8 protein-coding genes and 1 tRNA gene are annotated in these 14,354 nt (G+C 60.0%); 4 read left to right on the forward strand and 5 right to left on the reverse strand.

Annotated features, from left to right (window positions below):
* The first annotated feature begins 734 nt into the window (after positions 1–734).
* A complete protein-coding gene (locus ACQR1B_RS01135) occupies positions 735–1,880 on the forward strand; it encodes a hypothetical protein (RefSeq protein ID WP_434832688.1) in 1,146 nt (381 codons plus the stop codon).
* Here the strand turns inward: ACQR1B_RS01135 and ACQR1B_RS01140 are convergent.
* Positions 1,843–2,415 carry a CDP-alcohol phosphatidyltransferase family protein gene (locus ACQR1B_RS01140; protein ID WP_434832687.1) on the reverse strand — a complete coding sequence of 191 codons (573 nt, stop codon included), beginning with the start codon at positions 2,413–2,415 and terminating at the stop codon, positions 1,843–1,845. The two genes, ACQR1B_RS01135 and ACQR1B_RS01140, sit on opposite strands and share 38 nt — an antisense overlap.
* A 188-nt stretch (positions 2,416–2,603) precedes the next feature.
* On the opposite strand from ACQR1B_RS01140, the gene ACQR1B_RS01145 reads away from it, so the two are divergent.
* From ACQR1B_RS01145 to ACQR1B_RS01155, 3 genes are all read left to right on the forward strand, one after another.
* Positions 2,604–3,515 (forward strand): tyrosine-type recombinase/integrase, encoded by a 912-nt coding sequence (locus ACQR1B_RS01145; protein WP_434871467.1) that lies wholly within the window; start codon positions 2,604–2,606, stop codon positions 3,513–3,515.
* Positions 3,516–3,577: 62 nt separating this feature from the next.
* On the forward strand, positions 3,578–4,414 hold the full coding sequence (locus tag ACQR1B_RS01150; RefSeq protein WP_434832685.1) for a 2OG-Fe(II) oxygenase family protein: 837 nt from the start codon (positions 3,578–3,580) through the stop codon (positions 4,412–4,414).
* A gap of 5 nt (positions 4,415–4,419) precedes the next feature.
* Entirely contained in the window at positions 4,420–6,108 is a 1,689-nt protein-coding gene (locus ACQR1B_RS01155) for a carbamoyltransferase C-terminal domain-containing protein (RefSeq protein WP_434832684.1), read from the forward strand.
* On the opposite strand, the gene ACQR1B_RS01160 is transcribed toward ACQR1B_RS01155, so the two are convergent.
* The 4 genes from ACQR1B_RS01160 to ACQR1B_RS01175 form a co-directional block, all read right to left on the reverse strand.
* Positions 6,105–9,830 carry an SIR2 family protein gene (locus ACQR1B_RS01160; RefSeq protein ID WP_434832683.1) on the reverse strand — a complete coding sequence of 1,242 codons (3,726 nt, stop codon included), beginning with the start codon at positions 9,828–9,830 and terminating at the stop codon, positions 6,105–6,107. The genes ACQR1B_RS01155 and ACQR1B_RS01160 overlap by 4 nt on opposite strands.
* A 420-nt stretch (positions 9,831–10,250) precedes the next feature.
* Positions 10,251–10,327: transfer RNA gene (locus ACQR1B_RS01165), tRNA-Arg, on the reverse strand.
* Between the two features lie 313 nt (positions 10,328–10,640).
* A complete protein-coding gene (locus ACQR1B_RS01170) occupies positions 10,641–11,045 on the reverse strand; it encodes a YccF domain-containing protein (protein ID WP_434832682.1) in 405 nt (134 codons plus the stop codon).
* Between the two features lie 127 nt (positions 11,046–11,172).
* Positions 11,173–14,280, reverse strand: coding sequence for a bifunctional diguanylate cyclase/phosphodiesterase (locus tag ACQR1B_RS01175; RefSeq protein WP_434832681.1), 3,108 nt, complete (start codon positions 14,278–14,280; stop codon positions 11,173–11,175).
* Positions 14,281–14,354: the final 74 nt, after the last annotated feature.

A 14,354-nucleotide genomic window follows, 5' to 3' on the forward strand; every position in this document is an offset into this window, starting at 1 on the left:
TCTCGCGGCCGTCCTCGTCGTTCCGAGGGCTGCGGAGCGATTGCTCGTCACCCAAGCCGTCCGCCTGCCGTTTCCGACGTGGTGGGGCTTGGTTCCGAATGTAAGCCCTGAGGTACTACGGTCCGGGAGCCATGTCAATACCTGAGGCATCAAATGATGATAAAGGTATCGATGCGGTCGAGTTGACCAGCGAGCTCGTTAGGGCAGCCCGCGCACTCCTTCGATGGGAGCAGCGACATCTCGCCGAGACTTCTGGCGTCTCTCTCCCGACGATCAAACGGTTAGAGAGCCAGCGTGGTGCTCTACGCGCACATGGTGTAACTGCCACGGCCATCCGCCGTGCCCTGGAAGCAGCAGGGATCGAGTTCATGAACGGCGGTAAGCCGGGCGTTCGTTTGACGGCTAAAGCACCGCTAAACCCCTCGGAGTGAGCGGAGGAGCGAATCCGGGCGGCAACGCATCTCAGGCGAGACCGTCGCGCTTGGCCGCCCCTTACAGCAGGATCAACTCTCGGTTCACAGGCCGCTCGCATGCTCGGCTACGCCCAATCCCCGTAGTGAAAGCTCCGTTTCGATCTACGTCGCTCACTCGCCGACACGGAGAGCTGTGGGCCTCCAGGTAACCCTCCATCTTCCCGAAATCAAGGGTTGCCAGATTGCGTTTTTCTACCGTGAAGATAGTATCTGAACTATTGAGCGGCTCGTGGGGAGCCAGAAAACACATAACTAGGAATTATGAGCGGTGCAGGAAGAATCGCCGGCGTCCTAAGAACCGGAGGCTTCTCAATCCACTATCTCGTTGGGCGCTGGACCACGTTTGGCTTTGTGGGCCAATGTTGCACGCTGGCGGCGACCGCCGCAGTTGCCATTATTGCCGCTGCCACGTTAGATCACACCTTGTTGCTCCCTGGTCGAGATGTGGGGCTGCTTCAACATCCGGCCATCTGGGCGTTCATTGCTCTGCAAATTGCCCTTCCGCTGTCTATTCGGACGTCCTTGAACAAGGTCGGCACCGATCGAGCGGCGCGAAATGAACTACCGGATCCAGAGTTTGCGAGAGAGTTGCAGGACCAGCTTGTGCGCTGGATGGGACGAAAGGACCCGCTCAGCTTAACAACCGCAAGCCTGTTCTACACGGTAGGATTGGCCGCATTCGCTTGGAACACTTATCAAAATCAGCTTCCCGGCGTCCTATTGCCATATGATTTTTGGGACTCGTCAAACCATCCTTGGGGGTACTGGGTCACGAGGATCTACAAGCTCTATCTGTTTGTATGGTTGTTTCCGTACATAGCTTTCGTGCACGCTGGCATGCTGGCTACGGTGCTTGAAGTGCTCCGCAGACGTCGGCTGGCAGGAACGTTCCTGCTACAGCCCTTCCATGACGACCGCGCCGGTGGACTTGGATTCATACCTGGTCTGGTTACGACACCGATAGTTGTTACGCTCTTCATCACATCAATACCCGTCGGCGCTGCGTTTGCCGTGCATCGCGCGCTCGATGTCACTCCAATAATCGGAGCCGCAATCGTCGTGGTCGGCGCCCTACTCGCTTACGCCATTCCAATCCTCCGTCTTCGTACCGACATCGTTGCAATGAAGCGAACCGCAATAGAAAAGATACGAAAGCTTCAGCAGAATTACTATCATCGGATCGTCAGTGACGAAGAAATCCAGATCGAGACCCTTAGACAGGGAAATGAGGCCCTCGACTATTTCGAGAAAATCTGCACGCAAATTGGAAAGATCTCAAACTATCCTCACTTGATCCGGATCTTGAAGTACTTGGGGCTGGCGATGACGCCTTCTTTCCTTTCACTCGGGCTCAAGTTGTACGACAAATTTAGTCCGGCTCTGCTTCCTCTGCTAAAGCTCTCGTGATGTGTCTCCTGATGGAGAACAGTCGCCTAGCCAAGTCGAGAAAAGAAACTACAGCACACCCCCAAAAAATACCGACTGCGATCGATGTTACCGCTTTGTCGGGTCCGCGCAGAATCACCACGAATGTGTTTCCCCACAACACGGCCGTCATGGTGCCACCAAACCATCGGCTTGTGGGCCACAACGCGCGACCGTCGACCATCACCATACGCAGACCGAGCGAGATAAGCTCGCGGGTGCCGATAATAGCAAGCGGGAAGAGCGGCACCCCTTTCGCTGCTGCGTACAAAAGCGATACGACCGTCAATGATTTATCGCTGATAAGATCCAGAATGCCGCCCGCGAAACTCGTGGCCGCCAGCTTTCGGGCAACAAAGCCGTCAAGCAAGTCACTAATGGCGGCGACGACGTACACTCCGCACAGAAGAGCAGGCGGAACGTTCTGGAAGGCAAGGGCCGTGAATAAGACCGCGCCTAGCAACCTAAAGATGCTAATCGCTTGAATAGCTGCGAGCGTCCGAAGAGAACGGCTCATAATTCCTATTTATGGTCGCTGCCGCTGTTGGCTTCCTCACTGAGATCAAGCTGCGCAATCCACAAGTGGAAGGAGAGCATCGACCCAATTGCAATCGCTAACTAGTTGTAAAGAGTGCCAACCACCAGCGCTAGCTACAATCGGTCGATATGCGGCACATAACCTCCCGATACCTTTCGGAGAGGAAAATGAGCATTGGGAAGTACGCTAAGCTGTTCGTGGATTATTGCGCGATAGAAAGACAACTGTCCGAGAACACACTTCAAGCCTACATGCAGGATCTAACCGACTTCGGCCGATGGTGTCCTGCAACGTGCGACCCGCTCAGGATTCAAACAGATACTTTGAGGGAATACCTCGAAGATATGAAAGGTCGGCGCGCGCTTTCGCCGGCTACAATTAGGCGAAGGATCGCGTGCCTACGCGCGTTTTTTCGATTCTTAGCGGACCAGGGCCAGATGGCCGATCCATTTGTGGGATGGCGCCTCAAATTGCCTCGCCGCAAACGTCTACCTAGAGCGTTGTCTCGTGACGAGACTTCAACCTTGCTAGCGTCAACCCGAGACTTAGAGCGCGCTAAGGCGCTCGAAGTCACCCGACTTCTGCGTACCGAAGTGAGCTTAATGGTCGCAACAGGCATTCGGGTTGGCGAGCTGTGTAAGATACAGACTGGAGATGTATCACACGATGGCTCGACTTTGCGCATTCACGGCAAGGGGTCCCGTGACCGCATCGTGTATGTTGCCAATCCCGACCTCCGCGTTGAACTGACGAAGTTAGTCGCGCTGCGACAGCGCATGCTCGACGGTCCGGGCCCACTTTTTGTTAACCGACACGGCGCCAGCTTGCGGCCTCATGCCTTTCGTTCGAAGCTCCATAGTTTTGTCGGCAAGGTCGGAATAAAGCGACGAGTGACGCCTCATATGCTGCGGCATACCGCGGCGACACTGCTTATCGAGAGCGGAGTCGATATCAGAGTTGTTCAGCGGCTGCTCGGGCATTCGAGTATCGCGACTACCGAAATATACACTCACGTGTCCGATCAGGCTCTACGGACCATGCTTGATCGAGCGAATGTCTTAGGGGGGCTGAGGGCTTAGCTGAAGTCGGCTGCGAGCAGCTCGACCGAGACAGGCGTACGATAACCCTGGATTATCGATCATTGCCGATTGCGCCTGGAATCGAAGCATGCGTCGCCGACATCTCTGACAAGGGCTGGTCCCTATTTGCACTCGGTGACGATCTCCAAAGGCAGGTGTCAACCGCCTATGAGGCCGCCAAGGCCTTCTTTGATCTCGACCAAAAGTCGAAGCAGGCATGTGTATTGCCCTACGGATGCGGTTACACGCCATTTGGCCGGGAGCATTCCGGAAATCCGGCTCTACCAGACCGGGTCGAGATTTTCGCCGCGAGCGCGCGCACACAAAACGTCGCCCTTGATCTGCCTTGCGGCGCCGGATGCGACCTACATGCGCGCATGATGGAGGTCTTTCACTCGCTCGAAATGATAGCCGAGGACATCATGCGCGGTGTGGCGCGAACGGTTGCACTAGATGCTTCGGAGCAAAAGCTAGCGGGTGGTCTACATCGCTGGTCCCAGCTGCAATTCAACCGGACGATCCTCACTGAACCCGGTCAATTCATTAATACCGCGCACGAAGATGGTCACCTCCTGACGTTCGCCCACGCGAATGGTCGCGGACTAGAGATCATGACCGGCTCGTCCGTTCTTGAACCTGATCGCACAAGCACAGCATTCACAGTGATGCCGGGAGCTATCCTGAGCCTTCTCACCGGGGGCGAGATACCGCCGCTCTACCATCAAGTTCGTGCCCATAGCCGATCCGAACATCGCTTGTCCCTGCTTTTCTTTGCAGACCTTGATCCACAGCTCTGCGAACCTTGGAAAAAAACGTCCGCCAATCGCGACATCGACATCGCATCGCGTGTCCTCGGCAACGCAAGGCGATTCGGGATGGACGGATTTCCGCCGGATTGAGGACGATGTTGCGCAAGCAAGGCATATGGCGCTTGGGCCTCGGCGGGTCGGACCACGACTTCTCGGCCGCTCTTGCTCATGACTGTGACATCAAAGTTGCCATCGAGCAGGAGCGGATCACCAGGGTCAAGAACGGTCTATCTGTCTGGTATCGCGAGCCGATGGCGCCCGCCGTCGATTACTGCCTTCGCGCGGAGGATCTGACATTCGAGGACATCGACGCCATCGTCGCGAGCGACACCATCCCGGCCCGAACGCGAGCCGCGTATGGCGGGAAGCGCATGCAGTTATTCTCGCATCATCTCTGCCACGCCGCTTCGGCCTACATAATGATGCCGCCTAACTGCACTGCGGCGTTGCTCGTCTACGACGGATATGGCTCGATCGTCGAGAGCGGCGATCAAGCTGGCGACCGCTCGCGCCGCGAAACTATCTCATTTCATGTGTTCGGCCCCGACGGCGCTCAGACGCTTGGAACGACCACAGGAAGCGGTTATCTCGAGCAAGATGACTTTCCAATCGGGATCAGCAACTCGGTCGGAATGCTCTACGAAATCGCGACCTGCGTCCTTGGGTATGGTCCCATGGACAGCGGCAAGACGATGGGCCTTGCAGCATATGGACAGCCAGACTACGCCGGCCTCCTTCAGGGTTTCGTCACACTTGGCGACGACATGTCCGATTGCTTCCGCTGTCCGACGGATGGTGACGAGATCGTCGACTGTATGGAAAGGATCCTCACGCAGGGAAAGGGAAGCTTTTCGGCCCGGGCGGACCTTGCTGCAAGCATCCAGGCGGTGACGGAAAACGCGCTTTTGCATTGTATGTCGCTGCTCGCGCCGGTGGAGGCCGATTACGTTGCCATCAGCGGCGGTTGTGGCTTGAATACCGTCGCGAACGCGAAGGTCACAGCCAGCCTCGCGGGCGCTCGAAAAGTCTTTATTCCACCTCATTGCGGCGACGCGGGCCTCGGACTTGGCGCCCTTTGGCTCGCGGCGTCGTCCGAGCGAAACGGGCGCGCGCCGTCATTTACGTTCCATTCCGGGCAGATCGCTCCGGCGATCGCCCGTCCCGGCCGCCATTATGCAGACCAAGAGGTCGCCCGGGCCGCCCAGCAATACTATCCCCGTCTGGTCCTCGACCCTAGCGTTTCAACACCCGGTGACCTGGCAAGGATCCTTGCAAAAGGCGACATCGTCGGTGTCTTCAATGGGCGCTCCGAAATCGGACCGCGCGCGCTCGGAGGGCGAAGTCTCCTAGCCGATCCCCGCAATGTGCAGACCCGAGAGCGGATCAACCGTTCGATCAAGGGGCGGGAGCCGTTTAGGCCACTTGCACCACTGGTGCTGGCGTCCGAGTTCGACAACTATTTCCACGACCCCGCTTGTGCCGATGCTTACATGCTGAAGGTGGCCCGCGCGCGCGAGCGTTGCCTTCGTGAAGCTCCAGCGGCTGTCCATGTTGACGGCACTGCGCGGGTCCAAACCGTCGGCAGCGACGGCGATCCATTCCTGATCACTATCTTGCAAGCGTTCGGCGCACTGACAAACGTCCCGATCTTGCTCAATACATCCTTCAACCGGCGTGGCGAACCGATCGTGGAGACGCCAGAGGATGCAATCGACGTTTTTCTCGGGGTGGACCTCGACGGCCTCTATATGAACGGCAAGTATTTCAGGAAGCCGCTCGCCTAAAATGTCTGCTGGGTCAAGCCAAGCCGCCCAAAGATCATCTCTACAGCCTGTTCGAACGTGTCCGCAGACAAAAGGCTGTACAGGCAATCGTACAAAGCCTCTCTTGCGCCGTCTACGGTCAGGAGCAAGTGGCCGACGCGCGCCCATTCTTCCTCGCTGACCTGGCGGCGGCCAAGTCGCGCGTCATTTCGGACCTTGATCTCCAGCAATTCGTCGTCGCTGATGGCGACGCCCGCGACCCGAAGGAAGCGAAGCGTCGCGCTAGGATGCCTGTTGTAAGCCTCAGCAAGAACCCGAACGACGGCGCGCCGTATCCGTTGATCCGCGTGTCCTATGGCCGGTCGAAGCGCGGTCAAACCCTCCATGGGCCATGTGATGATCACGCCGGCGATGGCCTGGAGGAGCTGAAGGGCTTCCTCGATACGATTGTCAGCGAGGAATGTTTCGAGCCATCGTATGTACATTGGAAGCCGATCCGCTTCGAGGTCTGCGGAGGCCTTGGCGTATTCCGCAAACGGCATCGAGCGGCGCCGCGTTGCTGGGAGCAGGATACCGTAGGGATAAATGACGCCAAAACCGTCTTCGAAATTGCGGTCAAAGGGATCGGTAAAACCACGACGTTCGCCTCTCAGCAAACCGGGCCGGTGAAGCAGAATACCGCGCCAGCTTCGCAAAATCGTTTCTTCCCAGACGCCAAACCGGTGTTCGTCGTAATCCAGCCCGTGGAGCACGTGCAGATAGACGATGACTTCCTCAAGGAAGTCGATCTGGACCGGATTTGCGTTTTCGTCGAAACGCGCAAAAAGGTGCTCGGCCAAAATCAGCGTTCCGGGCAAATCATTGAGGCTGCTCATCACAAACAGGGCCGCCGACAGATGGTATTCAATGTCGAACTCGATCGACTGCGTGTAGGCTTCGATCCTCGCGAAGTCCTCGGCATTCAGGGTGGTTCCGGATTGAATGGCCCGGAAAATCTCGAGAAAATCGGCCCTCCTGCTGTTTGAAAAGAAGCGCCGTATTCCGTCGCCCGTCGAATTGAAGAGAAGCCGGTCACAGTTGCGGAGAAAATGATCCGCAAAGGCGAGAGCTCCCGACGGCCTTGGGTCCGCGGCGGCCATCAGCTCTTCCAAAGTGGAGCGCAACGCGGCGCTCGCGGCCTCGTATTCGGGAGCATGCGTATTGTCCGGGCCCAGTTGCGTGGCGAATGCAATGAGACGCCCGATCTTTTGCCACTTGGGAAGCGACGGGTCCGCGAAGAAGGCGCCATAGGGCGCATCAGATATTAAATTCTTTGGCTTGGCCGGAACCTCAAGAAAATGTCTTACGAGCCGGTCTATCGCGTAGATCTGCGCTTCGGTGCGCGGAAGAATGGACGTGGGATGACGTACGCGGCTGAGCAGTTCGACAGACGCCGTATCGGGCAGATAGGCGGCGGCCTGTACCACAGCTCGCAAATGCATTTCGCCAATCTCTGCCTTTGCAGCGGCAGCAATCGCATCGGAAAGATAGGTGATAGCTTTCGGCTCCCCATATTCAGCAAGCTGAACGAGAAGGTCGCGCGCAAATTCGTACAGATGCTGGATGTCACTTGACCCAGACGCTTGGTCAGCCCGGTCGACGAGCAGCATCGCTTCGGAAATCAAGCGAAGTCCCATCTCGGGGTGAAGCGCGAAGTGAAGGCGGGCCGCCGCAAGAGAACGGCCGTCGTTTCGATAATTGCGAAGATAGGTCTGGAGGTCGGTGAGCGTCTCCAGCGGTGGGCCTAGGCCGTTCGCTAGGGCGACAGCCAGAAAATACTCGAATGTTCGGTCGTGATCGAATTGATAGAAGCCCTGTTGCGCTTCCCGCACGAGATCGAGATCGCGGGCTATACGCAGGATGTCGAGACGAAGCGCGGCCGGCTCGATGTCGATTTCGCGGAACCTTTGACGTCCCCCTTCAAGGCTCTGCATGGCTGCCTTGGCCATCGCGTGCTGCATCGTGCTTGAGCTGCCAAGCATGCCGGCCGCGCGCAACTTGGCTTCGATCATGGTCCGCAATTGAGCGGCACTTGGGACGATCTGCAGGCTGCGCGCTGGGCTTTCGGCCACGATGCGCAACATGTAAGGGTCCCTCAGTCGCTCGAACGAGCCCAGAGATACTTGATCGAGATCAGCCGTAGTGAGCGCTTTCGATCCCATGCGCCGGACGGCATCGTAGACTTCGTCCCGGCTGAAGATGTCACACGAAAGCGTCTCAAAACCGTGTTCCGGCGCTGCGGGAGACCAGACCGTCTTCTGCAGTTGTGCCGCGTCCAGTTGCGGCAGCATCGCATTCCACGTCTCTTGCCTGACGGTAGCGATCACCCGGAGCGCGCTGTGTTCCTCGGGGAGAAAGTAGCAGAATCGCAGGATACCGCGCAGAAAGCCGACGCAACGGCTGAGGTCGTCCGCGAATTCGTTGATTCCTTCGATAAATATGACCAGCTGGAGATTATTGTTGGTGAGCCACCGCTCGAACCGGAATAGCGAAAAAGGCGAACGAAATCCAAGGCCGCCCAATTGCTCGCCGACATATTGTTCGACGTCACCGCTTTCGGGAAACGACCGGGCTCTCAACAGGAGTATCCTAGTGGATTCGCGCAGCGACCAGGCTTTCTGCAAACGGAGGCCCAAAGTGGTCTTGCCATAGCCCGACGGACCGGTGACCAGCGCGAGCGGCTTGTTCGGTCGCAGGAAGCGAGTGAGGCCCTCCTCAAGGCGCACCCGGCGGGCGAATGTGTCCACAATGTTCTTGTGCGCGCGGGTACCATAGAGCGTCGCGTACTCCCTGTTGCAATATTCGGTCCGCCACGCAAACAGGCTTTTGATGAATGTTGGTTCGGTCGGAATAAGGGACGGCTTTTCCAGGACAGGACGCGAAATTTCCGAAACCAGCCGATCGAACGAGATCGTTATGTAATCGGCGCGGTCGCGCAACGCAGCTGACAGGGGAGCGGATTCGCTCGGTCTGGTTGGACCACACCAGTAGATCCGCGTTCGGGAGGATTCGATTGCATCGGAGATAATTTTCGAAAGTGCCGTATCCCAACCGCCGTATCCAGCGATGATGAGATCATGCGAGTTTACAATCGACGCGAATAGCTGGGCGATATCTTGGTCATATCGGACGTCGTCGAGTTCCGCGCGCACCAGCGCCACAACCGCGCGGGACGCGAGATCACCGTGCAGCTTGATGTAGGGAACTTTGGGTAGATTGTAGCGATCGTGTACGCCGGGATAGGGCCGGGCAAAGCCCGGTGAAAATACCTGGATCAGATCGCGCCCAAGCACCTGCTGGGCGCGCTCGAGCATGAGATCGAAGTTCGTCGTCACGACAGCATCGATCCCCCCGGCCTCGATCAGCAGGACAACAAGCTTGTAAGCTTCGGAGGGCTCCAGTTCACCGAGCTGCCGGAAGATCGCTTCGACCATCAGCGCCCGCTCGTCGGGCTCGAGTTTCAAAAACAAGCGGTCGAATTCACGGTCGATGGTGTCGGCGGGGGTTAGCTCATACAGCTGGCGCTGAGCGAAGCGCTCCAGAGCTCGGTGTTTCAGCTCGGCAAAAGTCAGGCCTCCCGAACTGATATCGGCGCCAGCTCCCAGGAACAGGCAAATTTTGCGCCGGTGCTCAATCGGATTCGCGGCACGATCAGCAATGACCCTAGTGAGGGATCCCAGCTTCTCAGGGTCTTCGTTCAGCAATGGCTCTTACCCGATCCTGCGCTGCTGACGGTCGGCTCGTTGAGTCCGAAAGGGACACATAATCCAGGGTTATGTGATGTTTCGAGCAATGGTGGAATGTCTCAAAAAATATCGCGGTGAGTGTATCGCTGGATTTATGGTTTGAACAGCCCGCAAAGATGCAGATGCGGGCGTCAACGTCAAAATCATCCACATCGTCTGCCAATCGCAACGGATAGGATCCACGTCGCTCAGCGAGATCGCTTCTGCAGCGCATTGCGCTGTGTGGCCTAGCGGCCTACCGACGAAGCGCGGGATGCGCCACCCGGCTCGCCAGCGAGCTGAAGCGCGATGGCCTCGGATGCCGCGACGTCGGTCCGCGAAAGCTGGCCGACGCCGGCCTACCGCCAAAGGCGGGCCAATCGAAGAATGAGGGAGAGATGGCGCACCCGACACGATTCGAACGTGTGGCCTTCGCCTTCGGAGGGCGACGCTCTATCCAGCTGAGCTACGGGTGCCTGCCTGCTTACGCAGTGCTTACGCGGAAACTTCGTGGCTGTGAAGCGATCCGCGCCGATTTCTCAAGTGTCTGAAATCAAAGTCTCTTTTTACTCTCACACTCCCGGAAAACAGCTTGACATCTGCCTTCGGAGGGCAACGCTCTATCCAGCTGAGCTACGGGTGCGTGCCGCATCCGTTTAGCCGATTGGCCCGTGGTCGGCAACGGCCTTGAACGCTCGATTGGGCCTGGCGGCTTGAGCCTGCCGCCCTGGGCGGCGCCCCGAACGAGGTGGGTGGGCCGGCAGCAGCGGGCTCCACGGCGCCCCGGCGTCAGGCCGGCACGATGGTCTTGCCGATCGGCCACAGCGCGAGGCCGGCCAGCTTCAGATGGGCCCAGGCGAACGGCAGGCCGATGATCGTCACGGCCAGTGCGATTGCGGTCAGGAGGTGGCCGAGCGCGAGCCACCAGCCGGCCAGCACGAACCAGATGATGTTGCCGAGCAGGCCCAGGACCCCGGTTCCGACGTCCTCCATGCCGGTGACCTCGTCGCGGCGCACCGCCCGCGAACCGAACGGCAGCAGCGTATAGGCCGCGATGTTGAACGCGGCGCGTGCCCAGGGCAGGCCGACGATGGTGATCGCCATCACCACTGCGGCGACCAGCCAGCCGAACGCCATGTAGGCGCCGCCGAACACGATCCAGAGAACGTTCAGAAGGAAGGAAACCGGCTGCATGGCGACCTGCTCGACTCCGTTGTGGCCGCCCCGATATAGGAAGGCGGCCCCTCGGCCGGAAGCCGGTCGATCGGCAAAAAGCGCGACGCTCAGCCGCATCGGGTCGGGAGCCTTACGGCGGCCGGAGTCAGCCGGCGGCCTGCAGATCCTCCACCGCCGGCACCGCGCCCGGAGCGAACAGCTTGCGCAACTCGGCCGCCGGCTTGGGCGCGCTGAACAGGTAGCCCTGCATCTCGGTGCAGCCGAGCTGGCGCAGCGCCGTCTGCTGTGCGCCGGTCTCGACGCCCTCGGCGGTCGTCGTCATGTTGCTGGCCGCCGCGATGCTCACCACCGCCTGGACGATCGCCGAGGAGCTGCCGGCGCCGAGATCGCTGACGAAGCAGCGGTCGATCTTGATCTTGTCGAACGGGAACCGCTTCAGGTAGCTGAGCGATGAATAGCCGGTGCCGAAATCGTCCAGCGCGATGCGCACGCCCATGTCGTGCAATCGATGCAGGACGCCGAGCGCGACGTCGTCGTCGCTGATCAGCACCGCCTCGGTGATCTCGATCTCCAGCCGCTGAGGCGAGAGACCGGCCGCCGACAGGGCGCTCGCGATCCGCAGCGCCAAGGTCGGCGATTTCAGCTGCACCGGCGAGACGTTCACGGCGATGCGGATGTCGGCCGGCCAGCCGGCGGCCTCGGCGCAGGCCGTGCGCATCACCCAGTCGCCGATCTCGTTGATGAGGCCGGTGTCCTCGGCGAGCGGAATGAAGTCGAGCGGCGGCACCATGCCGCGCTCCGGATGCCGCCAGCGCAGCAGCGCTTCGCAACCGGTCATGATGTTCTCGCTGAAGCCGAGCAGCGGCTGATAGTGCAGCTCGAACTGGTCTTCCGCGATCGCGCGACGCAGATCCTGCTGCAGCTGCAGCCTCGCGCGCGCACTTTCGTCCATCGACGGTTCGAAGAAGCGGAAGGTGTGGCGACCGCCGGCCTTGGCGGCGTACATCGCGAGGTCGGCATTCTTGGTCAACTGGTCGCGCTCGGTGCCGTCCTGCGGCGCCAGCGCGATGCCGATGCTGGCATCGGTCGACAATTGGTGGCCGAGGCAGCGATAGGGCTTGCGGATCGCCTCGAGGATGCCCGTTGCGGCCACGATGACCTCGTCCTGGTCCGCCACCGTGGTCAGCAGCACTGCAAACTCGTCACCGCCGAGCCTGGCCACCATGTCCTCCGGCGCGAGGCAGCTCCTGATGCGCTGCGCGATCGTCTTCAGCAGCTCGTCGCCGACATGGTGCCCGAGTGAATCGTTGATGCCCTTGAATTCATCGACGTCGATATAGAGCAGCGCAAAGAAGGTGCCGTGACGCGCACGCTCCAGTTCCTGATCGATTCGTTCGCGGAACAGCACGCGGTTCGGCAACTCCGTCAGCGCATCGAAATGGGCGAGATGCGCGATCTTCTCGTCGGCCAGGCGCCGCTCGGTGGTGTCCTCGATCACGTTGATCAGATAGCGCGGCTGGTGGGCGTCGTCCTCGACGGCGATGCGGCGCGAGGTGATGTAGCGCAGACCCAGCGCCGGCGCCTGCCAGGGATGTTCGCCGAGGAACAGCCCGCCCGATTGCTCCAGGGCGCGGTCGTCGTCGGCCGTCACTTTTTCGGCCGCGGATTTCGGCAGCAGGTCGAACACCGTCCTGCCGAGGATGTTCTCGCGTGGCAGGCCAAAACCCTGCTCGGTGGAGCGGTTGATCAGCACGTAGCGGCGATCGCGAGCATCCTTGACCATGATGCGCGACGGGATGTGGTCGATGATCTCGCGCAGGAACGCATAGTTGCGATCACGGTCCTGCTCGAGCCTGCGCTGCTCGCTGATGTCCTCGATCGTCGTGACCCACCCGCCGGACGCCAGCGGCTTGTCGATGACGTTGAAGAAGCGGCCCGAGTTGCCCTCCGCGACCATCTGCGACGTGCCGCCCGTCGCGGCCCTGTCGATGAGGTCTGCGCAGAAATCGACGACGTCGCCATTGAAGGCGCCGCATGCCTTGCAATGCTGGACGACGTCGCTGAGATGAAGACCCGGCCTGATCACGTCGGCGGAGAGGCCGAGCAAATCGATGAAGCGCCGATTGAACATCACGACGCAGGCGTTGGCGTCGAACGAGATCAGCCCCTGCGTCATGTTGTCGAGCGCCGTTTCGACCCGCTGTTTCTCGTTTTCGAGCTGGTACCTCGCGAGCCTGTTCTGCCGGACGATCTGCCGGATCATCAGGCTGAACATGACGGCGATGACGATCACGGCGAGCATTGCAGCTCCGACCAGCAGCACCATTTGTGATCGCCAGTCCGCCAGCGCATCGTTGACCGTCCTGTTGGCCGAGATGACCAGCGGGAAGCGTCCGACCTTGGCGTCCGCCGCGATCTTCTCCAGATTGTCGATGGGACTCGTGATGAGGGCGGTGCCAGCTCCTGCGGCGGGGGTACCCCGCAGGCTCCCGTCGTTGCCGATCCTGGCGCCCATCAGCGATTCAATGTGGGGGTAGTGCGCGAGCATGGCGCCGTCGGCATGGAACAGCGCGATCGACGCGCCCTTGCCGAGGGCCATCGACACCAGGAATTTCTCGTAGCTGTGTGGATCGACCCGCCGGGTCAGCACGCCGAGGAATTCGCCGTTCGCGCCGCTCAGGCGATGGGCGACGATGGTCGCCCATCCGCCGGTGACGCGGCTCACCACCGGCGCGACCACGAAGGCGTCCGTGCGGGAGGCCGATTGCAGATCCCTGAAGTAGGAGCGGTCGATGACGTTGATCGCCGGCAGCGGGTCGTTGGACGACCAGTTGACGAAATTGCCGTCGGAGCCGATGATCGTGAGGTCACCCATGTAGGACAGGCCGTTGACCTGTGACTGCAGCATGTCGCGGATGTCGGGCTGTGACATCCGGGCTCGAAACGCCGCCGGCGATTCGATCGACCCGAGCTGCATCCGGCGGATCGCCTGCGACACTACGGTTTCGGCATCCTCGAACTGCTGCGCGAAATGCCGGCTCAGCAGCATGACGGTATTCTCGAGCTCCCGCGCGGTGTTTGCGATCGCGCGGGCCCGAAAGCCGCTCGCCATGACGATCGTGCCGACGACGATGGCTGCGATCAGCATCGCGCCGCAGACGATCAGCCACGGCACAGGACCGCGCCAGAGGGACGTGGCAACCCGTTCCGGCTCGATTGCGCCGGTCCCCGACGTGTCTGCTGCGCCTTGCATGCCCTGATCGACCCGAAAGGAAATGTCTCGTTGCAAGCAGGCTTGATAGCAAGGCACTGGTGCCGGGGCGGTTA

This window comes from Bradyrhizobium oligotrophicum, from assembly GCF_051168495.1.
In the GTDB taxonomy this organism is placed as follows: domain Bacteria; phylum Pseudomonadota; class Alphaproteobacteria; order Rhizobiales; family Xanthobacteraceae; genus Bradyrhizobium; species Bradyrhizobium oligotrophicum_A.